This window comes from Mesorhizobium sp. M0152 (assembly GCF_040322415.1).
Lineage (GTDB): Bacteria > Pseudomonadota > Alphaproteobacteria > Rhizobiales > Rhizobiaceae > Mesorhizobium.
The window spans coordinates 86154-110262 of the sequence record NZ_JAMYTH010000017.1; the positions used below are offsets into that span (position 1 = coordinate 86154).

27 protein-coding genes are annotated in these 24109 nt (G+C 64.3%); 14 read left to right on the forward strand and 13 right to left on the reverse strand.

Annotated features, from left to right (window positions below; all coding sequences use genetic code 11):
- The 4 genes from NKJ26_RS18335 (at window position 1) to deoA (ending at window position 3598) form a co-directional block, all read left to right on the forward strand.
- A complete protein-coding gene (locus NKJ26_RS18335) occupies window positions 1-972 on the forward strand; it encodes an ABC transporter permease (protein ID WP_352696413.1) in 972 nt (323 codons plus the stop codon).
- A gap of 73 nt (window positions 973-1045) precedes the next feature.
- Window positions 1046-1438, forward strand: coding sequence for a cytidine deaminase (cdd, locus tag NKJ26_RS18340; protein WP_352602215.1), 393 nt, complete (start codon window positions 1046-1048; stop codon window positions 1436-1438).
- 31 nt (window positions 1439-1469) lie between these two features.
- Window positions 1470-2279, forward strand: coding sequence for a purine-nucleoside phosphorylase (locus NKJ26_RS18345; RefSeq protein WP_352696414.1), 810 nt, complete (start codon window positions 1470-1472; stop codon window positions 2277-2279).
- A complete protein-coding gene (deoA, locus tag NKJ26_RS18350) occupies window positions 2279-3598 on the forward strand; it encodes a thymidine phosphorylase (protein WP_352696415.1) in 1320 nt (439 codons plus the stop codon). Before NKJ26_RS18345 ends, deoA begins: the two co-directional genes overlap by 1 nt.
- A gap of 6 nt (window positions 3599-3604) precedes the next feature.
- On the opposite strand, the gene NKJ26_RS18355 is transcribed toward deoA, so the two are convergent.
- From NKJ26_RS18355 to NKJ26_RS18365, 3 genes are all read right to left on the reverse strand, one after another.
- Complete coding sequence (locus NKJ26_RS18355; RefSeq protein ID WP_352602220.1) at window positions 3605-4168, reverse strand: TIGR02281 family clan AA aspartic protease; 564 nt, start codon at window positions 4166-4168, stop codon at window positions 3605-3607.
- A 96-nt stretch (window positions 4169-4264) separates the two neighbouring features.
- Entirely contained in the window at window positions 4265-4894 is a 630-nt protein-coding gene (gene upp / locus NKJ26_RS18360) for a uracil phosphoribosyltransferase (protein WP_352602221.1), read from the reverse strand.
- A gap of 113 nt (window positions 4895-5007) precedes the next feature.
- On the reverse strand, window positions 5008-5982 hold the full coding sequence (locus NKJ26_RS18365; RefSeq protein WP_352696416.1) for an adenosine deaminase: 975 nt from the start codon (window positions 5980-5982) through the stop codon (window positions 5008-5010).
- A gap of 134 nt (window positions 5983-6116) precedes the next feature.
- On the opposite strand from NKJ26_RS18365, the gene ubiE reads away from it, so the two are divergent.
- From ubiE to coaBC, 3 genes are all read left to right on the forward strand, one after another.
- On the forward strand, window positions 6117-6893 hold the full coding sequence (gene ubiE / locus NKJ26_RS18370; RefSeq protein ID WP_352696417.1) for a bifunctional demethylmenaquinone methyltransferase/2-methoxy-6-polyprenyl-1,4-benzoquinol methylase UbiE: 777 nt from the start codon (window positions 6117-6119) through the stop codon (window positions 6891-6893).
- Window positions 6894-6963: 70 nt separating this feature from the next.
- Complete coding sequence (gene ubiB, locus NKJ26_RS18375) at window positions 6964-8538, forward strand: 2-polyprenylphenol 6-hydroxylase (protein WP_352696418.1); 1575 nt, start codon at window positions 6964-6966, stop codon at window positions 8536-8538.
- Window positions 8539-8631: 93 nt separating this feature from the next.
- Entirely contained in the window at window positions 8632-10104 is a 1473-nt protein-coding gene (gene coaBC / locus NKJ26_RS18380; protein ID WP_352696419.1) for a bifunctional phosphopantothenoylcysteine decarboxylase/phosphopantothenate--cysteine ligase CoaBC, read from the forward strand.
- A gap of 109 nt (window positions 10105-10213) precedes the next feature.
- Here the strand turns inward: coaBC and NKJ26_RS18385 are convergent, their stop codons facing one another.
- The gene (locus tag NKJ26_RS18385; protein ID WP_352696420.1) at window positions 10214-10789 is read right to left on the reverse strand and encodes an invasion associated locus B family protein; all 576 of its coding nucleotides are present in this window, start codon (window positions 10787-10789) and stop codon (window positions 10214-10216) included.
- A gap of 49 nt (window positions 10790-10838) precedes the next feature.
- Between NKJ26_RS18385 and NKJ26_RS18390 the strand changes: the two genes are divergently transcribed.
- The 3 genes from NKJ26_RS18390 to NKJ26_RS18400 all read left to right on the forward strand — a co-directional run bounded on the left by NKJ26_RS18390 (window position 10839) and on the right by NKJ26_RS18400 (window position 12022).
- On the forward strand, window positions 10839-11138 hold the full coding sequence (locus tag NKJ26_RS18390) for a hypothetical protein (RefSeq protein WP_352696421.1): 300 nt from the start codon (window positions 10839-10841) through the stop codon (window positions 11136-11138).
- Entirely contained in the window at window positions 11117-11425 is a 309-nt protein-coding gene (locus NKJ26_RS18395) for a hypothetical protein (RefSeq protein WP_352602236.1), read from the forward strand. The genes NKJ26_RS18390 and NKJ26_RS18395 overlap by 22 nt, the downstream gene beginning before the upstream one ends.
- Before the next feature lie 126 nt (window positions 11426-11551).
- Window positions 11552-12022, forward strand: a complete 471-nt coding sequence (locus NKJ26_RS18400) for an NUDIX hydrolase (protein ID WP_352696422.1) — start codon at window positions 11552-11554, stop codon at window positions 12020-12022.
- Between the two features lie 15 nt (window positions 12023-12037).
- Here the strand turns inward: NKJ26_RS18400 and NKJ26_RS18405 are convergent, their stop codons facing one another.
- From NKJ26_RS18405 to NKJ26_RS18425, 5 genes are all read right to left on the reverse strand, one after another.
- Complete coding sequence (locus NKJ26_RS18405; protein ID WP_352696423.1) at window positions 12038-12889, reverse strand: citryl-CoA lyase; 852 nt, start codon at window positions 12887-12889, stop codon at window positions 12038-12040.
- Window positions 12886-14070: a CaiB/BaiF CoA transferase family protein gene (locus NKJ26_RS18410; protein WP_352696424.1), complete on the reverse strand. Its 1185-nt coding sequence runs from the start codon at window positions 14068-14070 to the stop codon at window positions 12886-12888. Before NKJ26_RS18410 ends, NKJ26_RS18405 begins: the two co-directional genes overlap by 4 nt.
- Window positions 14071-14085: 15 nt before the next feature.
- Complete coding sequence (locus tag NKJ26_RS18415; RefSeq protein WP_352602242.1) at window positions 14086-15609, reverse strand: tripartite tricarboxylate transporter permease; 1524 nt, start codon at window positions 15607-15609, stop codon at window positions 14086-14088.
- Between the two features lie 4 nt (window positions 15610-15613).
- Window positions 15614-16150 (reverse strand): tripartite tricarboxylate transporter TctB family protein, encoded by a 537-nt coding sequence (locus NKJ26_RS18420; protein WP_352696425.1) that lies wholly within the window; start codon window positions 16148-16150, stop codon window positions 15614-15616.
- Window positions 16151-16274: 124 nt separating this feature from the next.
- Window positions 16275-17252 (reverse strand): Bug family tripartite tricarboxylate transporter substrate binding protein, encoded by a 978-nt coding sequence (locus tag NKJ26_RS18425; protein WP_352602246.1) that lies wholly within the window; start codon window positions 17250-17252, stop codon window positions 16275-16277.
- Window positions 17253-17511: 259 nt separating this feature from the next.
- On the opposite strand from NKJ26_RS18425, the gene NKJ26_RS18430 reads away from it, so the two are divergent.
- The gene (locus NKJ26_RS18430) at window positions 17512-18276 is read left to right on the forward strand and encodes an IclR family transcriptional regulator (RefSeq protein WP_352602248.1); all 765 of its coding nucleotides are present in this window, start codon (window positions 17512-17514) and stop codon (window positions 18274-18276) included.
- Window positions 18277-18303: 27 nt separating this feature from the next.
- On the opposite strand, the gene NKJ26_RS18435 is transcribed toward NKJ26_RS18430, so the two are convergent.
- Window positions 18304-19404, reverse strand: a complete 1101-nt coding sequence (locus NKJ26_RS18435; RefSeq protein ID WP_352696426.1) for an OmpA family protein — start codon at window positions 19402-19404, stop codon at window positions 18304-18306.
- Between the two features lie 63 nt (window positions 19405-19467).
- Window positions 19468-20001: a GNAT family N-acetyltransferase gene (locus NKJ26_RS18440; protein ID WP_352602250.1), complete on the reverse strand. Its 534-nt coding sequence runs from the start codon at window positions 19999-20001 to the stop codon at window positions 19468-19470.
- Window positions 20002-20272: 271 nt separating this feature from the next.
- On the opposite strand from NKJ26_RS18440, the gene NKJ26_RS18445 reads away from it, so the two are divergent.
- Window positions 20273-20728, forward strand: a complete 456-nt coding sequence (locus NKJ26_RS18445) for a DUF2214 family protein (protein WP_352602252.1) — start codon at window positions 20273-20275, stop codon at window positions 20726-20728.
- Here the strand turns inward: NKJ26_RS18445 and nth are convergent.
- Window positions 20716-21528 (reverse strand): endonuclease III, encoded by an 813-nt coding sequence (gene nth, locus NKJ26_RS18450; protein WP_352696427.1) that lies wholly within the window; start codon window positions 21526-21528, stop codon window positions 20716-20718. The genes NKJ26_RS18445 and nth overlap by 13 nt on opposite strands.
- A 22-nt stretch (window positions 21529-21550) precedes the next feature.
- On the opposite strand from nth, the gene NKJ26_RS18455 reads away from it, so the two are divergent.
- The gene (locus NKJ26_RS18455) at window positions 21551-22045 is read left to right on the forward strand and encodes a DUF2244 domain-containing protein (protein WP_352696428.1); all 495 of its coding nucleotides are present in this window, start codon (window positions 21551-21553) and stop codon (window positions 22043-22045) included.
- Window positions 22046-22054: 9 nt separating this feature from the next.
- On the opposite strand, the gene NKJ26_RS18460 is transcribed toward NKJ26_RS18455, so the two are convergent.
- Window positions 22055-22870 carry a class I SAM-dependent methyltransferase gene (locus NKJ26_RS18460; protein ID WP_352696429.1) on the reverse strand — a complete coding sequence of 272 codons (816 nt, stop codon included), beginning with the start codon at window positions 22868-22870 and terminating at the stop codon, window positions 22055-22057.
- A gap of 209 nt (window positions 22871-23079) precedes the next feature.
- On the opposite strand from NKJ26_RS18460, the gene NKJ26_RS18465 reads away from it, so the two are divergent.
- Window positions 23080-23958 carry a methylated-DNA--[protein]-cysteine S-methyltransferase gene (locus NKJ26_RS18465; protein ID WP_352696430.1) on the forward strand — a complete coding sequence of 293 codons (879 nt, stop codon included), beginning with the start codon at window positions 23080-23082 and terminating at the stop codon, window positions 23956-23958.
- Window positions 23959-24109 lie beyond the last annotated feature (151 nt).

Consider the following 24109-nt stretch of genomic DNA (forward strand, 5'->3'; position numbering starts at 1 on the left):
ATGGACACTTTCAACGCCATCGTCCAGACACTGGACTCGACCATCCGCCTCTCGGTGCCACTGCTGCTCGCCTGTCTCGCCGGCCTCTATTCGGAGCGCGCCGGCATCTTCGACATCGGTCTCGAAGGCAAGATGCTGGTCGGTGCCTTCGCCGGTGCCGCGGCTGCGTCGGTCTTCCATTCGGCCTTTCTCGGATTGGGCATGGCCGTCCTGATTTCGGTCGTGTTTGCGATGATCCACGGCTTTGCCTCGATCACCCATCGCGGCAACCAGATCGTCTCCGGCGTCGCGATCAATTTCATCGCCGCCGGATCGACCATCATCCTCGGCCAGGCCTGGTTCCAGCAAGGCGGGCGCACGCCGGCGCTGCAACCGGGCGAACGGTTCGAGGCGATTGTCTGGCCCGGCGCCGACGCGGTCCGTGACGTGCCTTTTTTCGGGCCGATCTACTCGGAGCTTCTGTCGGGCCACTCGATACTGGTCTATCTCGCCTTCGCGATGGTGCCGTTTACCTGGTGGGTGCTGTTTCGCACGCGCTTCGGCCTCAGGCTGCGCGCCGTCGGCGAGAATCCGGCGGCCGTCGACACCGCCGGCATCTCGGTCGCCTGGCTGCGCTATCGCGCGCTGATCTGCACCGGCATCCTGACGGGCGTCGCCGGCGCCTATCTGTCGATGGTGCAGAATGGCGGCTTCGTGAAGGACATGACCGCCGGCAAGGGCTACATCGCGCTGGCGGCGCTGATCTTCGCCAAATGGAAACCGGTCAACGCCATGTTCGCTTGCCTGTTGTTCGGCTTCCTCGACGCGCTGTCGATCCGCCTGCAAGGCTCGCCGCTGCCCATCATCGGCAAAGTGCCGGTGCAGTTCATGCAGGCGCTGCCCTATATCCTCACCGTCATCCTGCTCGCCGGCTTCATCGGCAAGGCAATCCCGCCGCGCGCCGGCGGCGTGCCTTATGTCAAGGAACGCTAAACCGATCGCGCGAGCGACGATCCGCGGAAGCGAGCACCGGCTTTTGGACACGATCATCGGAGAGAACAACTGAATGTCGCATGATCTGTTCGAAGCCGCCAAGGCAGCGATGGCCAAGGCCTATGCGCCCTATTCGAAATTTCCGGTGGGCGCCGCATTGCGCACCGAGGACGGTCGCGTCTTCACCGGCGCCAACATCGAGGTGGCCTCCTATCCGGAAGGCTGGTGCGCCGAGACCACGGCACTCGGCCATTACATCATGGGCGGCGGCGGCAAGATCGTCGAAATCGCCGTCATCGCCGAGCGCATGGCCAAATGCTCGCCTTGCGGCGGCTGCCGCCAGCGGCTCGCCGAATTCTGCCGGCCGGAAACAAGGCTCTATCTCTGCGACAATGCCGGCGTGGCCGAAACCGTGACCATGGGCGACATGCTGCCCTACGGCTTTCGCGGCGACATTTTGAAATGACGAGTTGGTTGAAAATGAAGAGTTGGCCGCAATGACGGAAAAGGCGCTGGACCATCTTATCGAGAGGCTGGACGGTCTCGCGCCGTCGACCGCGCTGGTGCTGGGTTCGGGCCTCGGCGGTCTTGTCGACCGGATCGAGGACCCGATCCGCGTCTCCTATGCCGACCTGCCCGGTTTTCCCAGGAGCGGCATCAGCGGCCATGCCGGCGAAGTGGTGGCCGGACTGTTTGCCGGCACGCCGGTGCTGATGCTCTCCGGTCGCGCCCATTACTATGAACATGGCAACGCGGCCGCGATGCGGCCGGTGCTGGAAGTGCTTGCCGGCATCGGCATCACGAAACTGATCCTCACCAATGCCGCCGGCTCCGTCGATCCGGAAATGGGCCCGGGCTCGGTGATGCTGATATCGGACCACATCAATTTCTCGGGGACCAACCCGCTGATCGGCGAGCCGAGCGACAGCCGCTTCGTCGGCTTGACCGAAGCCTATGATGCCGGCATCCGCAAAGCGATCGAACGCGCGGCGACGGCGACCGGCACTACATTGCACCAGGGCGTCTACATGTGGTTTTCCGGCCCCTGCTTCGAGACGCCGGCCGAGATCCGCATGGCGCGCATCATGGGCGCCAATGCCGTCGGCATGTCGACCGTGCCGGAGGTCATCCTTGCCCGCTTCCTTGGCCTGCGCGTCGCCGCCTGCTCGGTCATCACCAATCTGGCGGCAGGGATGACCGGAGCGGAGCTTTCGCACCAGGAGACCAAGGATATGGCGCCGGTCGGCGGAGCGCGCCTGGCAACGGTGCTGCAGCGCGTGTTCCGCGACGGGCTGCTGGAGAGCTGATGCTTCCGCAGGAGATCATCCGCCACAAGCGCGACGGCCAGAGGCTGCCGGCTCATGAAATCGCCGCCTTCATCGACGGCGTGACGTCGGGCGCCGTCACCGACGGCCAGGTCGCGGCTTTCGCCATGGCGGTGTTCTTCAACGGCATGAGCCGCGACGAAGCGGTGGCGCTGACGCTGGCCATGCGCGATTCCGGCGACGTGCTCGACTGGTCGGACCTGCCGGGCCCGGTCACCGATAAGCATTCGACGGGCGGCGTCGGGGACAATGTCTCACTGATGCTGGCGCCGATCGTCGCCGCCTGCGGCGCCTATGTGCCGATGATATCGGGCCGCGGCCTCGGCCACACCGGCGGCACGCTGGACAAGATGGACGCGATCCCCGGCTATGCCAGCCAGCCCGACATCGCGCTGTTCCGCAAGGCGGTGCTGGAGACCGGTTGCGCGATCATCGGCCAGACCGCCGACCTCGCGCCGGCCGACCGCAGGCTCTACGCCATCCGCGACGTCACCGGCACGGTCGAATCGGTGCCGCTGATCACCGCGTCGATCCTGTCGAAGAAGCTGGCCGCCGGCCTGCATTCACTGGTACTCGACGTCAAGGTCGGCAATGGCGCGTTCATGGAGAAATCGCGTGACGCGACCGCGCTTGCCAACAGCCTGGTCGAAATCGCCAATGGCGCCGGCCTGAAGGCCTCGGCGTTGATCACCGGCATGAACGAGCCGCTGGCGTCGGCCGCCGGCAACGCCGTCGAGGTGCGCAACGCCGTCGATTTCCTCACCGGCCGTCTTCGCGACCGGCGGCTGGAGGACGTGACCCTGGCGCTTGCCGCCGAAATGCTGCAGGCGGCCGGGCTGGTATCGTCCAACCAGGACGGCATGCGCCGCGCCACAGAGACGCTTGCCAGCGGCCGCGCCGCTGCCACTTTCGCGCGCATGGTGGCCGTGCTCGGCGGGCCCGCCGATTTCGTCGAGAACCCGGAAAAATACCTGCCGAAGGCGCCAACGGAGTTCGCGGTCGAGGCGACGGCAAACGGCTTCGTCACCGGTATCGCGACCCGCGACATCGGCTTGGCGGTGGTTGGCCTGGGCGGCGGGCGCACCCGGCCGGAGGACAAGATCGACCTCGCTGTCGGCATCACCGACTTGCAGCCCATCGGTGCCGAGACAAGGGCTGGCGAGCCGCTGGCACTGATCCACGCCCGCACCCAGTCCGATGCCGAGGCGGCGGCCGCCACCGTGCGTTCGGCCTATGCGATCGGTGCTTCGAAGCCGGCCGCCGATAAAAGCGTCATCCGGCGGATCCTGCCGCGCGGCTGAGCAGGCTCACTGGACGAGCAGCAACGTGCCGCTTTCGGCCTGGTATTTGTCCAGCCGCTTGAGAAAGCTCATGCCGATCAGGTTGGTGCGCAGCGCCTTGTCGTTGAGCACCATGGCCTGCACGTCATCGACCGTGATGCTGCCGATCTGCAACCGGTCGATCATCACCACGGCGGCCTTGATCGTGCCGTTGGCCGTGCTGACCTCGTGGTTGAAATCGGAGGGGTTCAGCGACAGACCGGCCCTGCGTGCCGTCGACATGTTGATGGCAACCAGAGTGGCGCCGGTGTCGATCATGCCGTCGATCTGGCGGCCGTTCAGCTTGAAGGCCGACGTGAAGTGCCCGCGCGCGTCCGCCGCGACGATGACCTTGCGGCCGGCCGCCAGCGGCGCCACCGGTCTGTCGGGAGCCGCGGCCAGGGCGACCTCCGCTTGGGTCCCCGCCTCGGGCCTGGCCGCCACCGCCGATTTCAGCAGGCGTTCGACCAATTGCGGATTCGACTGGTAGACAACCGGGATCGCGGCCGATGTTCCGGCAAAGACGCCGAGGATGAGAAGCTTGCGCAGCATGAATCGGCCTTCGTGAAAGCCGATGCTTAACGCCGGGATGGTGTGTGCCGCTTTAACGCGCGCCGAAACCGCGCCATTGCGTAAACATTTGGTAAATCACTTCGTCCCGTACATGCGGTCGCCGGCGTCGCCAAGACCGGGCATGATGTAGCCCTTCTCGTTGAGCTGGCGGTCGATCGACGCCGTGAAGACGGGAACGTCCGGATGCGCCTTGGTGAAGCGCTCTATGCCTTCGGGCGCTGCCAGCAGGCACAGGAAACGGATGTTGGTGGCGCCGCGCTCTTTCAATTTGTCGATCGCCGCGATCGCCGAATTGGCGGTCGCCAGCATCGGATCGACGACGATCACCAATCGGTCGGCGAGGTCGCTCGGCGCCTTGAAGAAATACTCGATCGCCTCCAGCGTTTCATGATCGCGGTAGAGACCGACATGGGCGACGCGCGCCGCCGGCACCAGGTCGAGCAGGCCTTCCAGCAAGCCGTTGCCGGCACGCAGCACCGAGGCGAAGACCAGTTTCTTGCCCTCCAGCGTCGGCGCTTCCATGGTCTCCATCGGCGTTTCGATGGTCGTCGTCGTCAATTCGAGGTTGCGGGTGACCTCGTATCCAAGCAGCAGCGATATCTCGCGCAGCAGCCGCCGGAAGCCGGCAGTCGAGGTCTCCTTCTTGCGCATGATGGTCAGCTTGTGCTGGACAAGCGGATGGTCGACGACGGTGACGCCCTTCATGGTGTTCTCCTGATGCGTGTCGCCCGATACGCGCAAGCGCGACAGGCAGCTCGAAGGACCCTAGCGACTATGCGCCGGCCAAGGAACCGCTTGGCTTCACCGGACCACAGAAATCAGCGAGAGGCACCGCTCAGGCGGGCAAGAAGGGCCGTCTTGGTCTTCTTGTCGACGAAAGCGGCCTCGATAGCCGTTCGGGTGATGGCCGCTAACGCCTTTTCGCTCATCGAGAAATGCTCGGCGGCGATGTCGTATTCGCGCTTCAGCGAGGTCCAGAAATAGGGCGGGTCGTCGGAATTGAGCGTCACCTTGCAGCCTGCCGCTTGCAAGGCCGGAAACGGATGGTCGGCAAAACTGTCGAACACCTTGAGCGCGATGTTGGAGCCGGGGCAGCATTCCAGCACGACGCCCTCGTCGGCGATGCGACGGACAAGGTCGGGATTTTCGATGGCGCGCACGCCGTGGCCGATGCGCGAGGGACGGATGTGGTCGAGCGCCGCCTGGACGGTTTCCCAGCCCGTCAGTTCGCCGGCATGGACGGTGATGCCGAGCCCAGCCTCGCGGGCGATCTCGAAAGCCCTGACATAGTCCTCCATTTCGCCTACGCGCTCGTCGCCGGCGACGCCGAAACCGGTGACCAGCGGATGGCCGCAACGCGCCGCGAAGCGGGCGGCCTGCTCGATCGACTCGACGCCGGCATGGCGTACGCCGGTGACGATCATGCGGCCCTCGATGCCGGTCTTGGCCTTGGCGCGCGCCATGCCTTCGCCGAGCGCGTCCGTATAGGCCTTGGGCGACAGGCCGGCCTTCTTGGCGTGATCGGGCGAGGTGAAGATTTCGGAGTAGATGGCGCCGTCGCGGGCAAGGCTGGTCAGATAGTGGTCCGCCAGCCGCGCATAGTCCTCCTCCGTCCGGAACAGGTCGGAGGAAAAATCGTAAGCCGCTAGGAAGGAGGTGAAATCGTGCCAGACGAACGAGCCGTTCTGGATATAGGGCGAAGTGTCCTTGCCGTATTTCTGCGCCTGGCGGATGACGAGTTCGGGCGCCGCTGCCCCTTCGATGTGGCAGTGCAGTTCCGCTTTCAGTGGCATTCAAACATCCCGTCGGTCAGCCCAGGTCTTGAAAACCCACCACCTGGAAGCGCGGCCGAACACCGCGCCTTAAACAATAGCGCCCGCATCATCGATCGGCTATGGTCCCGCCGGTTTTATGACGGATCAAAAAAATGTCAGTTGAGAGAACCACGGCCGCTGGCGGCATGGAAACCTCCTATGGTTTCAAGCGTGTAGGGGAAGGCCGCAAGCAGTCCCTGGTCAACGACGTTTTCCACAAGGTCGCCAACCGGTACGACCTGATGAACGACCTGATGTCGGGCGGCCTGCACCGGCTGTGGAAGGATGCCATGGTCACCTGGCTCAATCCTCCCAAGCGGGCGGGCTGGCGCGTGCTCGACGTCGCGGGCGGCACTGGCGACATCGCCTTTCGCATCGTCGATGCGAGCCACGGCCAGGCCCATGCGACGGTGCTCGATATCAACGGTTCGATGCTCGCCGTCGGCCGCGATAGGGCACAAAAGAAAGGCCTGTCCGGCAACACCGATTTCGTCGAGGCCAATGCCGAGGAACTGCCTTTCGCGGATGCCACGTTCGACGCCTACACCATCGCTTTCGGCATCCGCAACGTGCCGCGCATCGATGTCGCGCTCAGCGAAGCGTACCGCGTGCTGAAACCGGGTGGACGGTTCCTGTGCCTGGAGTTTTCCGAAGTCGAGATGCCGTTGCTCGACAAGGTCTACGAAGCCTGGTCGTTCAAGGCCATTCCTAAGATCGGCAAGGCTGTCACCGGCGACGGCGAGCCCTATTCCTATCTGGTCGAATCGATCGCCAAATTCCCCAATCAGGCGAACTTTGCTTCCATGATCAGCCGCGCGGGCTTCGACCGCGTTTCCTTCCGCAACTATTCCGGCGGCATCGCGGCACTGCATTCGGGCTGGAAGCTTTGAGGCCGGATCGCATTTCTCACAATCGATTTGCTCCGTGCCGGTTGAACAAACCGGCGGGATGGGCGCTGCCATGAGCACCGTCAGCGCTGGATTTCGGCTCATGCGTGCCGGCTGGGTGCTGGTCCGCGAAGGCGTCGTCGCCGCCTTGCCGGGCGAGGAATTGTCGGGCCTGCCAAGGCTTGGCTGGCGCTTGGCGCGGCTGTTCACCCGGCGCCGGGCGCTTGCCTACCAGCGCAGCGACCGGCTCGCCAAGGCGGTGGTCCGGCTCGGCCCATCCTATGTCAAGCTCGGCCAGTTCCTGGCGACGCGGCCCGACGTCGTCGGCAACGACATGGCGCTCGATCTCGCCATGCTGCAGGACAAGATGCACACCTTCCCCAAGGCCGAAGCCGTCATGGCGATCGAGGCTTCGCTTGGGCGCAGGGTCGGCGATCTCTACGTGCAGTTCGGCGATCCGGTCGCCGCAGCTTCCATCGCCCAGGTTCATGCCGCCGAAACCATCGATGGCGGCGTTGCCCGCAAAGTAGCGGTCAAGGTCATCCGGCCGGGCGTGCGCCGCCGCTTCTTCCAGGACCTCGACAGCTACTTCCTCGCCGCCCGCCTGCAGGAGAAATACATTCCATCGTCGCGCCGGCTGCGACCGGTGGAGGTGACCGAGACGCTGGCGCAGACGACCAAGATCGAGATGGACCTGCGCCTCGAGGCGGCCGCGCTTTCGGAACTTGGCCAAAGCACCAGGGATGACCCCGGTTTCCGCGTTCCTTCCGTCGACTGGGAACGCACCGGCCGTGACGTGTTGACCATGGAATGGGTCGACGGCGTGAAGATGAACGATATCGCCGGGCTGGAAGCCGCCGGCCACGATTTGAAGGCGATCGCCGCCAATCTCATCCAGTCATTCCTGCGCCATACGTTGCGCGACGGCTTCTTCCATGCCGACATGCATCCGGGAAACCTGTTCGTTGAGGCCAACGGCACCATCGTCGCCGTCGATCTCGGTATTGCCGGCAGGCTGGGCAAGAAGGAGCGTCGTTTCCTCGCCGAAATCCTCTACGGCTTCATCATCCGCGATTATCTGCGCGTCGCCGAGGTGCATTTCGAGGCCGGCTACGTGCCGCGCCAGCACAATGTCGCGGCTTTCGCGCAAGCGATCCGCGCCATCGGCGAGCCGATCCACGGCCAGCCGGCCGAGACCATTTCGATGGCCAAGCTCCTGACGCTGCTGTTCGAGGTGACGGAACTGTTCGACATGGCGACGCGGCCCGAACTGATCCTGCTGCAGAAGACCATGGTGGTGGTCGAGGGCGTGGCGCGCACGCTCGATCCGGCCTTCAATATGTGGAAGACCGCCGAACCGGTGGTCAGTGGCTGGATTGCCGGGAATCTTGGGCCGAGCGGCCTGCTGGCCGACGCGCGCGACGGCGGCAAGGCGATGCTGGCACTGATCCGCCAGGTGCCCGAGCTTGCGGTCCGCACCGAGCGGCTGTCCCGAGAGATCGACCTGATGGCCGAGCATGGCCTGCGCTTCGATGAGGCGACCGCGCGGGCCATCGGCATGGCCGAAGCGCGCTATAGCCGCTCCGGCCGCGTGGCGCTATGGGTGATCGCGCTGACGCTGATCTACATCGCCTGGAAGATCCTCTAGGCCCAAAGGCATCGCCGCGCGGTCCCGTGACTTGCGGCGGTTTGATTGCATTGCTATCATTGTCATCGGATTAGGTCGGCAGAGTGCAATCACATGGCAAGCATCACGATCCGTAACCTCGACGATGAGGTCAAGGAGTTGCTGCGCCGACTGGCGGCGGAAAACGACCGCTCCATGGAAGAGCAGGCAAGAGTGATGATCCGGGCCGCCGTCGATGGCCAGGTCGGCCCGGCCGGCCGCCTCGATCAGATCGAGAAGACCCTGAGCGAACTGGCCAAATCGCAAGGTGCGGCAGTCTCGACCGCCGTTCCGACAGGTAAGATATTTCTGCGAGGCACGCTTTCGGGCAAGCGCATCCTGCTCGTCATCGGCGGCGGCATCGCCGCCTACAAGGCCCTTGACCTCATTCGCCGGCTGCGTGAGCGCGGTGCTGCCGTGCGGGTGGTGATGACGGCGGCCGCACGGGAATTCGTCACCACGCTGTCGGTGGGCGCGCTTTCCGCCGATCATGTCTTCACCGAACTGTTCGATCGCCAGGACGAGCACGATGTCGGCCACATCAGGCTGTCGCGCGAGGCCGATCTTCTGGTCGTGGCTCCCGCCACCGCCGATCTGATGGCCAAGCTCGCCAACGGCCATGCGAACGATCTTGCCTCCACCGTGCTCCTCGCCACCGACAAGCCCGTGCTGATGGCGCCGGCCATGAACCCCCGGATGTGGGCGCATCCGGCGACGCGCCGCAACCGGGCGACGCTGGGCAAGGACGGTATCAGCTTCGTCGGCCCGGCCCGCGGCGAGATGGCTGAGAGCAATGAGACGGGCGAAGGCCGCATGGCCGAACCGCTGGAGATCGTCGCCGCCGTCGAGGCACTGCTCGATGCCGGCCCCAGGCCATTATCCGGGCGCAAGATCATCGTCACCTCCGGCCCGACGCACGAACCGATCGATCCCGTGCGCTACATCGCCAACCGCTCGTCCGGCAAGCAGGGCCATGCCATTGCGGCGGCCCTAGCCCGGCTCGGCGCCGATGTGCGCCTCGTCTCCGGCCCGGTCGGCATCGCCGATCCCGCCGGCGTAAAGACAATCCATGTCGAACGGGCGCAGGAGATGCGCGACGCGGTCGAACAGCTCCTGCCGGCCGACGCGGCGGTGTTCGTCGCCGCCGTCGCCGATTGGCGAACAGAAAATTCGGCCGGCGAGAAGATCAAGAAAATGGCGGGCGAAGGACCGCCGGTGCTGCGCATGGTCGAAAATCCCGATATTCTCGCCGGGGTCGGCCATCACAGCCAGCGGCCCGGCCTGGTCGTCGGCTTCGCCGCCGAGACGCAGGACCTTTTGCGCAACGCCGAGGCCAAGCTCAGCAAGAAGGGCGCCGATCTGATCGTCGCCAACGACGTGTCGCGGACCAGCGGCATCGGCCACTCGGGCGTGATGGGCGGCGACCGCAACCGGGTACGGATCGTCTCCAAGGCCGGCGTCGAGGAATGGCCCGAGATGACCAAGGACGAGGTGGCGGCGCGGCTCGCCGCCGTGATCGCAGAACGGCTGAAGACGGTTGTCGTCTGAGACCCGCCGCCAGCGATCTCCTGCTGCTTGCAACACGTGCAATGCTTGACGCTTCAAGGCAGTCAGGCGATGCGTTTGAGACCCTCAGGCCCCGGACGACCTCAACGCGTCAATCGGCCAACAGCTCGGCCGTGCGGGCAAGCGCGCCGCCGAAGCCGTTGAGCGGAATGGAAAAGCTTACCTGCTGTCCTGTATCGGCCGCGAAGGCGTCGATCTTGAGCGTCGTGCCTGCCTTGAGCACGGGGGTGACATTGGCATCGAACGCCACCGGCACCAGGCAGCCGACCGCCTGACAGGTGTTGAACTGCAGGTTGCCATCGAGCTTCTGGTCGTCGATGGTCAGGCTGACGCCTCTGGCGAGCGCCAGGCCGAACGGCAAAGCGAGCGTGCCGGTCGCGTCCTCGCCGGTCTTGCTCGACAGCTCGATCGCCAGCAGGCGCTGGTTGTTTTGCTTGTTGAACTGCTGATGCGACAGGCTGCATGCCTTGGTCGTGCCCGATATCTGGCAGTTGACCGTCCAGTCACCATGGGTTTCCGACAAGGCCGATGCGCCACCGGGCAACTGCGGGGCGTTGGCCGCGGGCGGCGCCGCCACCTTGTCGCTCTTGGTTTGCGCCGCTGCTGCCGGCAGGCCGGCGATGCAGGCAATGCCCAACATCGCCACGAAATGCGCGTAGTTCCTCATAAAGACCTCTCCCGCCCGGCTCCGCCTCGAGCCAGCCTGGAAGCTGACGATGAAAGACGCGCTGATCGCATTCTGTTTGACCGTTTCCCCGAGGGCGCCACTAATATCCGGCGAATATGCCGGCGCCATCGACGCCATTGGGCTCAAGGCCGGCGCCGACCCGATAGAGCGGCGAATCGATCGCCTCCGTCAAGTGCAATGCCGGGTTGCCGGGCAAATTCTCCGCCGCCGCGAGGCCGTCGTCGATCTCGATCAAAGGCTTCCGCCATGGCATGGCCGCGCAAACGCCCTATATATCGGGATAGTATTTTTGGCGGGAATGACCGAATGGCTGCGCGTCGACCATTGATGATTTTTGCACCGGCAGTGCTGGCTGCGGCGGTGCTGACGGGTTTGGGCCTTTCCGCTTCCGCGCAGGTGCTCAATCCATCCGCCAACGGCAACGCGCTTATTCAGCAGAACGACTTGCAGGCGCTGCAAAATCGCGTGCAGCGGCAGCAATTCCAGCAACAGCAACAGCAGTACCGTGCCCAGGACCGCGTAATCGTCCAGCAGCCGCCGCCGGTCGTGCCGCGGGTCAAGCCAAGCTGCCAGACGCAGATAATCGGCACCACCGCCGTTACCAATTGCCGCTGACAAACCTGCACTTTCCATTTATTAGCCGACTTATATGATCCGCACCCATGGGTGCCCTTGCGGCAGTTTTGGTTTTGCAACACTGCGCCGTCACGCTATGGGCAGTGCTTCGACTGGATTTCAGCTATGGCAGCGACCAAGAAAAAAGCTGTACGCAAGGCAAAGAAGGGGGAGAGGATCCGCCAGGTGGCGGCGATACCCTTTCGGCTGGACACCCACGGCGACATCGAGGTCATGCTGGTCACGTCGCGGACGACCAGGCGTTTCATCGTACCCAAGGGATGGCCGATGAAGGGCAAGAGCGGACGCAAGGCAGCCACCATCGAGGCGCGGGAGGAAGCCGGTGTGCTCGGCAAGACTCTGACGCAGCCGGCTGGCACCTATTCCTACTGGAAACGCCTGGCCAACCGCTTTGTCCGTGTCGATGTCATCGTTTATCTGCTTGAGGTGACCGAGGAACTGGCCGACTGGCAGGAAGCCAAACGGCGGCAGCGGGCCTGGTTAACGCCGGCCGACGCAGCGATGCTCATTGATGAACCCGACCTCTCGACCTTGGTGAAGACCTTGAAGTTTCCCGAACCCGCGCCGGTCGCCTGATTTAGGCTTAAGACCTCACCCGCCGCTATTTTCGCCTTCGGGAAGTGGCCGCGCCGGCGTGCCGCTATAGGCCCACAGCCATTCGCGGGGCAATGGGCCCTTGTTCCGATCGCTCTGCTGCGACTGTTCCCAGGCATGCGCCAGGATGCCGACGGAGCGCGACAGCACGAAAAGCCCGCGCGTCAGCGGCGGCGGAAAACCGAGCTCGCCATAGATGACGGCGGTGGCGCCATCGATGTTGAGCGGTATCTTCTTCCCCTTGCGCCGCGCGACGTCAGCCTCGATCGCCTCGGCGATGGCGGCGAAACGTCCATTGACGACGCCGCGCGCGGCGAATTCGCGGGTCAGTTCCAGCAGGCGCGGCGCGCGCGGATCGACCGGATGGAAGCGGTGGCCGAGCCCCGGCACATAACCCTTCTCCTGCGCGAAGAACCGGTCGAGCCGCGCCGTGACCGCTTCATCCAGCCTCATACCGCCATCGAGCGCCACGGCGATGTCGCCGTAGAAAGAAAGCGCTTGTTCGCCGGCGCCCCCATGCACGTCGCCAAGCACGTTGATGGCCGACGCCATGGCGCTGTTGATGCCGACGCCGCAGGTGGCTGCCATGCGCGCGATGGCGATCGACGGCGCTTGCGGCCCATGGTCGACGGCGGCACCCAGCGCGATGCCGAGCAGCGCCGCCTGGTCCTCGGTCGGCAGTTCGCCACGCAGCATCAGCCAGATGACAGCCGGAAAGCTGACGCGGCCGATCAGATCCTGGATTTCGTAGCCGCGCAGCCGGATCACGCCAGGATGCATCTCGATGATATCGGTCCGCCACCATTCCTCGCCGCGCTCGCGGCCGGTTTTCTCGTCCGTCCTGCTCATGCTTTTGCCTTTGCCCTGGCGCGCGGCAGCAAGCCGGCGAACACCTCGTCCATATGCTCGCCCAGCGTCGGCGGCGGCAGCGTCGGCAAGGGCGCGGCACCGTCGACCATGAAGCCGCCGCGCAAAACCGTCAGCGGCCTGTCCATGCCGGGCATATCCTCGAAACGTGCCGTTACCTGGCGTTCGAGCACTTGCGGTTCGGCCAACACTTGCGGGATCGTCAGCACCCTGCCCGCCGGCACGCCGGCACGATTGAACATGTCTTCCCAGACCGCCGCCGGGGCGCTCGCCAGGGCGTCCTCGATCTCGACCTTAAGCGCCGCTCGGTTGCGCTTGCGCGTCTCGCGCTCGGCAAACCGGGCATCTCCCGCCAGTTCCGGCCGCCCGATCAGCCGGCATAGCGTCACGAACTGTTCCTGCTTGTTGGCGGCGATGTTGAGCAAGCCGTCGCCGGTGCGAAAAGCGCCGGAAGGAGCCGCTGTCATGTTCTCATTGCCCATCGGCTGCGGATCGATACCCGCCGTCAGATAGTTGGAAACCGGCCAGCCAAGTGCGGACAGCGTGCATTCGAGCATCGAGACATCGAGGAAGGCACCCTCGCCGCTGGTCTTCTGCCGGACCAATGCCGCGGCGATGGCGAACGCCCCCACCAGTCCGCCCAGCGTGTCGGCGACGGGATAGCCGACGCGCAGCGGCGCCGTCTCCGGCGTGCCGGTGATGCTCATGACTCCCGAAAGACCCTGGATGATCTGGTCATAGGCGGGATTGCCGCGCATCGGCCCGGTCTGGCCGAAACCCGATATCGCGCAATAGACCAGGCCGGGACGGACCGCTTTCAGCGCCTCGTGGCCGAGGCCGAGCCGATCCATCACGCCGGGGCGGAAATTCTCCACCAGTGCATCGGCGCTGGCGACCAGATCGAGGAAGCGCTCGCGATCGGCTTCTTTCTTGAGGTCGAGCACGACAGATCGTTTTCCGGCGTTCTGCGCCAGGAACGAGGCGCCCATGCCGGCGCTGTTGAGCGTAGGCGAGCCGCCGAGCTGGCGCGCCAGGTCTCCGCCCTGCGGCGACTCGACCTTGATCACGTCGGCGCCGAGCAGCGCAAGCTGATAGGAGCAATAAGGTCCGGCCAGGACATTGGTCAGGTCGAGCACGCGGATACCGGAAAGCAATTCAGTCATGACATCTCAAATCGGTCAGGCATCGCCCGGCACATGCTCCGGTCCCCGCCGCCGGCGGTGCTCGATGAAGGCCCAGATATGCGGCCCGACCAGGCCGATGAAAGCGAGCGTCAGCAGCGTCAGCGACAGCGGATGCTTGTAGAACACCGACCAGTCGCCGTTCGAGATGGTCATCGCCCGGCGGAACTGGGTTTCGGCGAGCGGCCCCAAAATCATGCCGATGATGACGGGCGCGGTCGGGAAATCGAAGCGCCGCATCAGGAACCCTGCCGCACCCAGCAGATAGAGGATGACGAGATCGACCGGCGATTGCGAGATGCCGTAGGTGCCGACTGTGGCGAACACCAGGATGCCGGCATAGAGCTGCGGCGCCGGGATCTTCAACAGCCGCACCCACAGCCCGATCAGCGGCAGGTTGAGGATGACGAGGATGACATTGGCGATGAACAGGCTGGCGATCAGGCCCCAGACGAGATCGCCCTGCGTCGTCAGGAGCAGCGGCCCGGGGTTGATGCCGTAGCTCTGGAAGGCCGACAGCATGATCGCCGCCGTCGCCGAGGTCGGCAGGCCGAGCGTCAGCATCGGCACCAGCACGCCGGCGGCGGATGCGTTGTTGGCGGCCTCGGGGCCGGCGACGCCCTCGATGGCGCCGACCGTGCCGAACTCCTGCTTGTGCTTCGACAGCTTCTTTTCGATCGCATAGGATAGAAAGGTCGGGATCTCGGCACCGCCGGCCGGCATCGCGCCGATCGGAAAGCCGATCGCCGCACCTCGCAGCCAGGGTTTCCATGAGCGCCCCCACTCGGCCGCGGTCATGTAGAGCGAGCCCTTCAGCGGCACGATCTCGTCCTTGCCAGCGTAGCGGCGCGAAGCCATGTAGAGCGTTTCGCCGACGGCGAACAGGCCGACCGCGGCGATGATGACGTCGACGCCGTCGAGCAGTTCGGTCATGCCGAAGGTGAAGCGCGGCTGACCGGTCTGCAGGTCGACCCCGATCATGCCGATGACGAAGCCGGCGAACAGGCTTGTGAGGCCGCGCACCGAGGACGAACCGAGCACCGCCGAAACGGTGATGAAGGCCAGCACCATCAGCGAGAAGTACTCGGCCGGGCCGAAGGCCAGCGCGAACTTGACCACGATAGGCGCCAGGAAGGCGACGCCCATCGTGCCGATGGTACCGGCCACGAAGGAGCCGATCGCCGAAGTGGCCAGGGCCGCACCGCCCCGGCCCGACCGCGCCATCTTGTTGCCTTCCAGCGCGGTGACGATGGTGGCGCTTTCCCCGGGTGTGTTGAGCAGGATCGATGTCGTCGAGCCGCCATACATGGCGCCGTAATAGATGCCGGCAAACAGGATGAACGAAGCCTCCGGCGCAACCTGATAGGTGATCGGCAGAAGCAGGGCTATGGTCAGCGCCGGCCCGAGCCCGGGCAGCACGCCGATGGCGGTTCCGAGCGTGGTTCCGAGCAGGCACCACAGCAGGTTGACCGGCGTGAAGGCGACAGAGAACCCGTGGGCGAGATGGCCAAGCGTTTCCATGCCGTCAGCCTCTCAACGCACCGATGATCGCATCGATCACCGTGTTCAGCTGGTTCTCGACGAAGCCGGCGCCGATGTTGACGCCGAGCGCCCTGGCGAAGCCGAAATAGGCGGCCAGCGCCAGGATAAGGCCGGTGAGCGCGTCACGCAGCGTATGCCTGCTGCCGAAGCCGAAGCAGACGAGAACGAACATGATCACCGATGCCGCCGTGAAGCCGAGCGGCTGGATGAGCAGCAGGTTGGCGATCAGGCCGACGGCGACGAAGCCCATCGCCTTCCAGTCGGTCGGCGTCTCCTTTTCCTCCTCTGGTTGCCAGCCGCCGCGAAGCGCCGCGACGATGAGCAACAGGGACAGAACCACCAGGCCGATCATGGTGAGATAGGGAAAGACGGTGGGGCCGACCTTGGAATAGAGCGGCGACACCGGAATTGCCAGCGTCTGCCAGGCCACCGCGGCGGCGCAGGCCAGCAGCCCGATGCCAATCGACAATTCCGGCACGGCGAGACGCGACGGCGCCGCCTGCTGGTCGCTGCTGCTCATTGTTGTGCTCCCCAGGGTTGCCGGCCAACTGGCAGGGCTCGGCCCTCATACCGTCAACCGATGGCCGGTCCCGATGCAACCGGCGAGGTCCAGAAAAGGGGCGGCGAGCCGCCCTTGGGAGAAATCAGGCGAGCCCAAGGTCCTTCAGGATGGCCTCGATGCGGGCCGAATCCTCGGCGACGAATTTCACATAGTCGTCGCCGGTGAGCAGGATGGGCGTCCAGTTGCGGTTCTTGCACTCGGTCGCCCAGGCATCGCTCTTGGCCATGTTCTCCACCAGCGCGATCATCGCCGCCCTGTCGGCGTCGGAAACGCCGGGGGGCGCGAAGACGCCGCGCCAGTTGAACAGTTCGACGTCGATGCCGGCTTCCTTCAGCGTCGGCGCATCGATGCCTTCCTGGCGCTTGTCGGCCGAGATGGCGAGCAGCCGTAGCGCACCCGCCTTGATCTGTTCGGAGAACTCGCCAAAGCCGGAGATGCCAGCCGCGACCTGGTTGCCGAGCAGCGCCGAGAGAGCCTCGCCGCCGCCGGCGAACGGGACATAGGACAGATTGGTGGCCGGCACGCCGACCGTCTTGGCGATCAGGCCGAACAGGATATGGTCCGACCCGCCGGCCGAACCGCCGGCGACAGGAACCTTTGTCGGGTCGGCCTTGAGCGCGGCGATGAAATCGGCGGCCGTCTTGAACGGCGAGGCCGCCGGCACCACCAGCGCTTCGAACTCGCCGGTGAGGCGGGCGATCGGCGTGACCTGCGTCAAGTTGTTGGCGGCCTTGTTGGCAATGATGGCGCCAACCATGACCATGCCTGCAACCATCAGCGCATTGCCCCTGCCGTTCCATTGATTGATGAATTGCGGCAGCCCGACCGTGCCGCCGGCGCCGCCGACATTGGTGATCTGCGAGCCGGAGATGAGCTTCTCGCTGCGCAGCACCTGGTCCATCGCGCGCGCCGTCTGGTCCCAGCCGCCGCCAGGTGCGGCCGGCACGAAGACTTGTATCTGCGGCGCGCTTTGGGCGAAGGCGGGGGTCAGGTGAGATGCCACCAGGCCGGCGGCGCCCGCGGCCGCGGTGCTCATCAAAAATCTGCGTCTGTTCAGCATGGGATTCCTCCAGATCACGACACCTCCTCCGGTGCCTGCCAAAACGCGCCTGAACCCAGACCCGCCGAAAAATCATGCAGGCTGTAACTTGTTCTGTCAACAGGAACGATATTCTGCTAGACAGAACAAACAGCGCGAAGCACAATTTCTTGACCGGCTGTTTGTGGGCTGGGAACCGCTATGCGCTCGAAGCCCGCATTGGGGCACACAACATGCCTAGGCGAAAGCGGCCGAAGGCTTCTCGGCGGAACGATACGAAATGAACGAAAGAGCAGCCATATCCGCATTTGCCGTCAAAACTGCGTCAGTTGAAGGGGTCGCTGCGCTTGATCGGGCGATTGCCATCCTCGATGCCTTCACCGCCGCTGACCGTTCGCTCAGCCTGGCTGAAATCGCGGCGCGCACCGGGCTCTACAAAAGCACGATCCTGCGGTTGGCAAAATCGCTGCTGCGCGGACAGCTGCTCGAGCGTCTGGATGACGGGCGTTACCGCGTCGGACCCGCGACTTTCCGGCTCGGTGCGCTCTATCAGCGCTCGGTCGTGGCGGTCGATATCCTGTTGCCGATCATGCGCGACCTCTCCGAGCGAAGCTGGGAGAGCGTCGCCTTCTATGTTCGCTCGGGCGACGTCCGCACCTGTCTTTATCGCGTCGAATCCAAGCACCCGATCCGCCACACGATACGCGAGGGCGATGTATTGCCTTTGCTGGCCGGCTCGGGTGGGCGCGTGCTTGCCGCGTTTTCCGGCCAGCAGGGCGAGCCCTACGAGACCATACGCAGGACCTGCACCTGTCTGGCTGTCGGCGACCGTGATCCCGAAACAGCTGGTGTGTCGGCGCCGGTATTCGGTCCAGGGCGCGTCCTGCTCGGCGCGCTGACGCTGGCCGGCCCCGGCACGCGTGTCGACGCCGCCTTCCTCCAGCGCATGAGACGTCCGCTGCTCGAAGCCGCGGCCCGCGCCACCCGCGCCTTCGGCGAGGATGCCTCTATGCTCGAACAGGCAAGCCTCGCGGCGGTGTCGTAGAACGGGTCGCTGGTCTGCAAGGCTCGCTCAGTCCAGCTTGACCAATACCACACGACGGTTCTTGGCACGGCCCGCCTTGTCGTCATTGCTGGCGACGGGCGCCATCATGCCGGCTCCGGCCGAGGTCAGCCGCGAACCGTCGATGCCGTATTTCGCGACGAGAGCTGCCTTGACCGCTTGCGCCCGCCGCGATGAAAGGTCGAGATTGTAATCGAAGGCACCCTGATTGTCGGTGTGGCCGACGACGATCACAGCCATATCAGGCTGGTTGGCCAACAGCGTCGAAATCTCCTTCAGCGTCGGTTCCGACTCCGCCTTGATGTCGGCCTTGTCGGTGTCGAAGAAGATGCCGTAAAGCGAGATGCTGCCGGTGGCGGACAGCGAATCAGCCATCTTGGCCGCCTCGACGACCACCATCTTCTTGTCGCGCGGCTTGGGTTCCAGCACCTGGACGACGGCGATGGTGCGGCCGTTGAGTTTCTTGCAGTAGAGATCGTCGGTCAGCGAGTAGGTCTGCACGGTGACATAGGCGTCACCCCCATCCTGCGGCACCTTGGCCGAGAAATAGCGCTGATCGTTGATGCCGGATGCCAGCGCGCAAGCGCCATTGGAAAAGGCCGCGTCCTTGAGATCGCTCTCGTGGAAGAAGTACATCGTCAGGCTCATATCGTTACCGCCGCCGCTCGACGAACGGTCGGCAGCGCCGCCGCATTCCTCCTTCTTGCATTCGAACAGGACCTCTCCGCCGGCCGCCTTGACCACATCCTGATAGTTGCGCAGCACCTCGAGCGGCGAGCGCTCAGCGGGAAGCACATAGGCGATGCGGGTAAGGGCGCCCTCCGCCTCGGCCTTCTTGTCCGGCGCGAAAACGCGATTGTTCATCGTGTCGCGTGCGTCCGGATCCGCACTCGGCTTCAAGGGCGACAATGGTACGCTGAAATCGGTGAAGGCAAGCTTTTGGTAAGAAACGATGAAGGAGCCTTCGTAGCGCTTGGCCAGTTGATTGTCGGCGGCGCCCTTGATGTCGGCGGACGGCACCGTAGCATCGGCCGCCGCAAGCCGCACCGCCAGCATGAGCACCAGCCCCGCCCAGAAAAATCCGATGATAGTCGTCTTGAATGCACGCATCGATCATCCCCTCGCTTGATGATCGATGCTAGCAGAACGGCTATGTCCAGTCGATGACGCCGCTCAGGGCCGCCGCTCCAGCAGGATTGTTGGGGCGTCGTGATAGGTGGTCCGTTCCACTTCCCGGTAGCCGCACTTCCCGGCAACGTTCAACGACGCCGTATTCTCCGGATCGATGATGCAGACCGTTTTCGCATGCCCGAACGTCTCGTCGCCCCATGCTAGGACGCGACCGACGACCTCGGTGGCGAGACCCGCGCCATGCACGGCAGGAGCGAGCGCCCACCCGGCCTCGGGAATACCTTCGATCGACGGCACCATATCCCGCTTCAGGTCGTGAAAACCGGCCTCGCCGACGAACCGGCCCGTCGCCTTCTCCTCGATCGCCCAGAAGCCGTAGCCGAGCAGCGACCACAGGCCGGCGTGACGCAGGAAGCGCATCCAGCTTTCTTCGCGCGTGCGCGGCTTGCCGCCAATGAAGCGGGTGACCGCCGGATCGGCCCACATGGCGGCATAGGCGCCGAAATCCTCGATCCGGTGCGCCCGCAGGATGGTTCGCCCCGTCTCGATGACCGGAACGCCGTGCCGATTGTCCATGGAATCCGCCTCGCTGTTGTCGTCAGCGCTTAGCAAATCTCCGATCCGGTGCAAGGGCCAGGGCAACACCGACCGCGAACCAGCAAAAAATCATCGGCGTTGCTTGTGCATGAGGCAAACGCGACAGGCGTGCTTGCGGGCGATAGCATTCAAGCTCTGAAGTGCCCGCTATAGGAATTTTGCGTGGCGGTGTTATTTTCGCGCCAGGCTGATTCAGCCTCTGCCAATTTGTCAGGCGCGGACTGGCGTTGTCAAACCCGAGGGAACGAGCATGGACACCACCGATCTCGTGCTTGCCGTCTTCCATCATCTGCTGGTGTTTTCGCTGGCGGGGATCATCGGTGCCGAATTCGTGCTGATGCGCGGCGATCTCACCGCCGCCACGCTGAGGCGGCTGGCCGGCATCGACCGCCACTACGGCATCATCGCCACGCTGATCATCGTCATCGGCATCGGCCGCGTCGTCTACGGCCTCAAAGGTTGGGAATTCTACGTCTACAATTGGGTGTTCTGGGCCAAGATGGCGGCGTTTGGCAGTGTCGCCCTGCTGTCGATCATTCCGACCGTCCGCTTCATTTCCTGGAACCGGCAGGCCAGCGCCAATCCCTCGTTCCTGGTGCCGGCAGCCGAGCTTGCTTCCGTCAAGGCGTACATCCGCGCCGAAGCCTTTGTCTTCCTGCTGATCCCGGTTTTCGCCGCGGCGATGGCGCGCGGCTACGGCATCTGATTTTCGGCAACGACCGTCTCAAGCGGTGCGATCTCGATCAGCGGCGCCGGCACGCTGGTCGTCTTTTCCTGCGCCTTGCAGAGGTCGGCGATGACGCAGGCCGGGCAGTCCGGCTTGCGCGCCTTGCAGACATAGCGGCCATGCAGGATCAGCCAGTGATGCGCATGGCGCATATATTCGTCTGGAATGATCTCCAACAGCCCCTGCTCGACCTGTTCGGGCGTCTTGCCGGGCGCCAGTCCTATCCGGTTGCCGATGCGGAAAATGTGGGTATCGACCGCCATCGTATGCTGGCCGAAAGCCATGTTGAGCACGACATTGGCGGTCTTGCGCCCGACCCCCGGCAGCTTGACCAGCTCATCGCGGTCGTTGGGTACTTCGCCGCCATGGTCGCGGATCAGCGCCTCCGACAGCGCAATGACATTCTTGGCCTTGTTGCGCCAGAGCCCGATGGTGCGGATATATTCGCCGACCTTGGCTTCACCCAGCGCCTGCATCTTTTGCGGGGTATCGGCGGCCTTGAACAGCGCCCGCGTCGCCTTGTTGACGCCGGCGTCGGTCGCTTGCGCCGAAAGCACCACCGCCACCAGCAGCGTGAAGGCGTTGATATGTTCGAGTTCGCCCTTCGGCTCCGGTCGCTGGACCGAAAAGCGCCGGAAGATCTCGTGCACTTCGGCCGGGCTGTAGAGGGAAATCCGCCGCACCGGCCGCGGCCGCGGCTTGGCGTTCGAACCGTCACGGCGGCCGGTCGGCGGCTCTTTTTTCGGGACGGAAGACTCTTTGGGCTTGGGGCTTGTCATTCCCCTCCTATAATATCCAGGCATGAGCGACACAAACGCCTCATTTCAGGCCGACGAGCCCTTCTTTCAGGCGCTCCTCACCCCGCACCGGTCGCTGGGCAGGACGGGCTTTCTCATCCTGATGGGCGCTTTGCTGTTCGGCTGGCTGGTGACAGGCGCTTTTTTCCTGTTGCGCGGCGCCTGGCCGGTGTTCGGCTTCTTCGGCCTCGACGTGGTCGCCGTCTACATTGCCTTCCGCGTCAATTATCGGGCGGCCCGCGCCCGCGAGGAAGTGTCGGTCTCACGCACCAGCCTCGATATCCGCAAGACCGCGCCTTCGGGAAAATCGGAAGCGCACCGCTTCAACCCGTTCTGGGCACGGTTTTCGGTCGCCCGTCATGCCGAGATCGGCATCACCAGGATGGCGGTGGAAGCGCAGGGCCAGAACGTGCCGATAGGAGGCTTCCTCAATCCCGACGACCGCGAGAGTTTTGCCACGGCCTTTTCGCGGGCGCTGGCAACCGCCAAGGCGCGCTGAACCGCCGCTTCAGAAGCGGTAGCGCAAAAGCCTGCCGATCTTGCGCAATGCGGGAATGTGTTTCCAAAGGCGAACGAACAGTCCGGCGAACCAGCCCATGCGGGCGGCGTGCTCAGGCTCGTAGGCCGAGATATCCTCGACGAACCGGAGTTTCGGAATAGCCCGCTCCAGGTCGTGCGGATCTTCGATGGCCCAGTGGACCTTGGCGCCAGTTGCCCTCAGAGTGGGATTCAAGCGAAGCAGCTTCAGGCCGAAACGGCTGTAGGCGTCGAACATCAGCTCGCCAGTGGCAAGATGCGACACAAGCCGTGAAAGCAAGCTTAATCCTGCCTCGGCGGCGAGATAGGGCGTCAGTCCTTCCGCGACCACCATGGCTGGGCGGTTGCGGGGCACTTCAGCCAGCCAGCCCGGTTCGATCACCGAGGAAGCGACGAGATTGTAGTGGTCGCGAGACGGGTAAAGCTTGCGCCGGAGTTCGATGACATCGGGATAGTCGACATCGAACCAGTCCACATTTTGTGGGGGATCGATACGGAAGATGCGCGTATCAAGTCCGCAGCCCAGGTTCAGCACGATGGGGTCGGGGTTTCTGGCGATAAAGTCCTGGACGCTGACGTCCAGCGTCTTGGCCCTGATCGCCAGGCCGATGCCGAGATTTTCATCGACCTTGAGCCTGGAGAAATCATAGTCGATCTTGCGCACCGCCTCGTCGGCGTAGTGATCCTTAAGCAGCGTATCCGGCAGCCGGCTCTCCAGCGCCTTGCCGTAGAGCGTTATCAGCAAGGTTTCCTTTTCGCCCGTCAGATGCACTTTCTCGCCAGCCATCTGCGCCTCCTGACCAGAGCATGATCCCGAATGGGCACGGTTGCGCCGGAGATCATGCTGAACACTGGGATAGGACCTCATCCCGATTCCGCCGCGATGGCAACAAGCTCTAGAAACGCGTGTCTATCTGGGCATACGCCGCAAGAAGGCAAGTTTCGGGTGGCGATCGGCGCCCCAAGGGGCGATATTCCGGCTCAAGGAGAAATTCCATGAGCACACGGACAGCAGTTCTCAAAAAGGACATCACACCCGAAGGCAGCGACTACGAAATCGTGCGCCGCGCCATCGAGAAGATCAGCCTCGACTATCGCGACCAACCGTCGCTGGAAGTATTGGCCGAAGAGGTCGGCGAGACGCCGACCGGCCTTCAGAAGCTGTTCACCCGCTGGGCCGGCCTGTCGCCCAAGGCCTTCCTGCAAGCGGTGACACTGGACCATGCCCGCAAGCTGCTCGATTCAGGCATGCCGCTGCTTGAAACTTCGTTCGAGCTTGGCATGTCGGGCCCCGGCCGGCTGCATGACCTCTTCGTCACCCACGAGGCGATGTCGCCGGGCGACTACAAGACGCGCGGCGCCGGGCTCACCATCCGCTACGGCTATCATTCCTCGCCGTTCGGCACCGCGCTGATCATGGCCACCGACCGCGGGCTTGCCGGCCTCGCCTTCAGCGATCCGGGCGAGGAGCGCACCGCCTTCGCCGACATGTCCAGCCGCTGGCCGAATGCCGTCTATGTCGAGGACACGACCGCGACTGGCCCCTACGCCGCCCGCATCTTCGACCCGACGCTGTGGCGGCCCGAGCAGCCATTGCATGTCGTGATGATCGGCACCGACTTCCAGGTTCGCGTCTGGGAGGCATTGCTCGAGATTCCGATGGGCAAGGCCCGTACCTATTCGTCGATCGCCGCCAGCATCGGCGCGCCGAGCGCCAGCCGCGCCGTCGGCGCCGCCAATGGCGCCAACCCGCTCTCCTTCGTGGTGCCCTGCCACCGCGCCATCGGCAAATCCGGCGACCTCACCGGCTATCACTGGGGCCTCACTCGCAAGCGCGCCATCCTGGGTTGGGAAGCGGGGCAAGTGGCGTCCTAAAATATCGATTTTTCGAGCATTGCAGAAAAACTATATAAATCCCAGCGGTATCATTTAAGGGAATAGTTTTTAACTCGACATTTCAGTTGCAACCGAGGGCAACTCCCGATTTTTACGACGAAGTTTATTCTCGCAATATTCAAAGTTTACA

Coding starts and splice junctions, on each gene's coding strand:
- NKJ26_RS18335 (WP_352696413.1), top strand. CDS start 1: ATGGACACTTTCAACGCCATCGTCCAGACACTGGACTCGACCATCCGC.
- cdd (WP_352602215.1), top strand. CDS start 1,046: ATGTCGCATGATCTGTTCGAAGCCGCCAAGGCAGCGATGGCCAAGGCC.
- NKJ26_RS18345 (WP_352696414.1), top strand. CDS start 1,470: ATGACGGAAAAGGCGCTGGACCATCTTATCGAGAGGCTGGACGGTCTC.
- deoA (WP_352696415.1), top strand. CDS start 2,279: ATGCTTCCGCAGGAGATCATCCGCCACAAGCGCGACGGCCAGAGGCTG.
- NKJ26_RS18355 (WP_352602220.1), bottom strand. CDS start 4,168: ATGCTGCGCAAGCTTCTCATCCTCGGCGTCTTTGCCGGAACATCGGCC.
- upp (WP_352602221.1), bottom strand. CDS start 4,894: ATGAAGGGCGTCACCGTCGTCGACCATCCGCTTGTCCAGCACAAGCTG.
- NKJ26_RS18365 (WP_352696416.1), bottom strand. CDS start 5,982: ATGCCACTGAAAGCGGAACTGCACTGCCACATCGAAGGGGCAGCGGCG.
- ubiE (WP_352696417.1), top strand. CDS start 6,117: ATGTCAGTTGAGAGAACCACGGCCGCTGGCGGCATGGAAACCTCCTAT.
- ubiB (WP_352696418.1), top strand. CDS start 6,964: ATGAGCACCGTCAGCGCTGGATTTCGGCTCATGCGTGCCGGCTGGGTG.
- coaBC (WP_352696419.1), top strand. CDS start 8,632: ATGGCAAGCATCACGATCCGTAACCTCGACGATGAGGTCAAGGAGTTG.
- NKJ26_RS18385 (WP_352696420.1), bottom strand. CDS start 10,789: ATGAGGAACTACGCGCATTTCGTGGCGATGTTGGGCATTGCCTGCATC.
- NKJ26_RS18390 (WP_352696421.1), top strand. CDS start 10,839: ATGAAAGACGCGCTGATCGCATTCTGTTTGACCGTTTCCCCGAGGGCG.
- NKJ26_RS18395 (WP_352602236.1), top strand. CDS start 11,117: ATGGCTGCGCGTCGACCATTGATGATTTTTGCACCGGCAGTGCTGGCT.
- NKJ26_RS18400 (WP_352696422.1), top strand. CDS start 11,552: ATGGCAGCGACCAAGAAAAAAGCTGTACGCAAGGCAAAGAAGGGGGAG.
- NKJ26_RS18405 (WP_352696423.1), bottom strand. CDS start 12,889: ATGAGCAGGACGGACGAGAAAACCGGCCGCGAGCGCGGCGAGGAATGG.
- NKJ26_RS18410 (WP_352696424.1), bottom strand. CDS start 14,070: ATGACTGAATTGCTTTCCGGTATCCGCGTGCTCGACCTGACCAATGTC.
- NKJ26_RS18415 (WP_352602242.1), bottom strand. CDS start 15,609: ATGGAAACGCTTGGCCATCTCGCCCACGGGTTCTCTGTCGCCTTCACG.
- NKJ26_RS18420 (WP_352696425.1), bottom strand. CDS start 16,150: ATGAGCAGCAGCGACCAGCAGGCGGCGCCGTCGCGTCTCGCCGTGCCG.
- NKJ26_RS18425 (WP_352602246.1), bottom strand. CDS start 17,252: ATGCTGAACAGACGCAGATTTTTGATGAGCACCGCGGCCGCGGGCGCC.
- NKJ26_RS18430 (WP_352602248.1), top strand. CDS start 17,512: ATGAACGAAAGAGCAGCCATATCCGCATTTGCCGTCAAAACTGCGTCA.
- NKJ26_RS18435 (WP_352696426.1), bottom strand. CDS start 19,404: ATGCGTGCATTCAAGACGACTATCATCGGATTTTTCTGGGCGGGGCTG.
- NKJ26_RS18440 (WP_352602250.1), bottom strand. CDS start 20,001: ATGGACAATCGGCACGGCGTTCCGGTCATCGAGACGGGGCGAACCATC.
- NKJ26_RS18445 (WP_352602252.1), top strand. CDS start 20,273: ATGGACACCACCGATCTCGTGCTTGCCGTCTTCCATCATCTGCTGGTG.
- nth (WP_352696427.1), bottom strand. CDS start 21,528: ATGACAAGCCCCAAGCCCAAAGAGTCTTCCGTCCCGAAAAAAGAGCCG.
- NKJ26_RS18455 (WP_352696428.1), top strand. CDS start 21,551: ATGAGCGACACAAACGCCTCATTTCAGGCCGACGAGCCCTTCTTTCAG.
- NKJ26_RS18460 (WP_352696429.1), bottom strand. CDS start 22,870: ATGGCTGGCGAGAAAGTGCATCTGACGGGCGAAAAGGAAACCTTGCTG.
- NKJ26_RS18465 (WP_352696430.1), top strand. CDS start 23,080: ATGAGCACACGGACAGCAGTTCTCAAAAAGGACATCACACCCGAAGGC.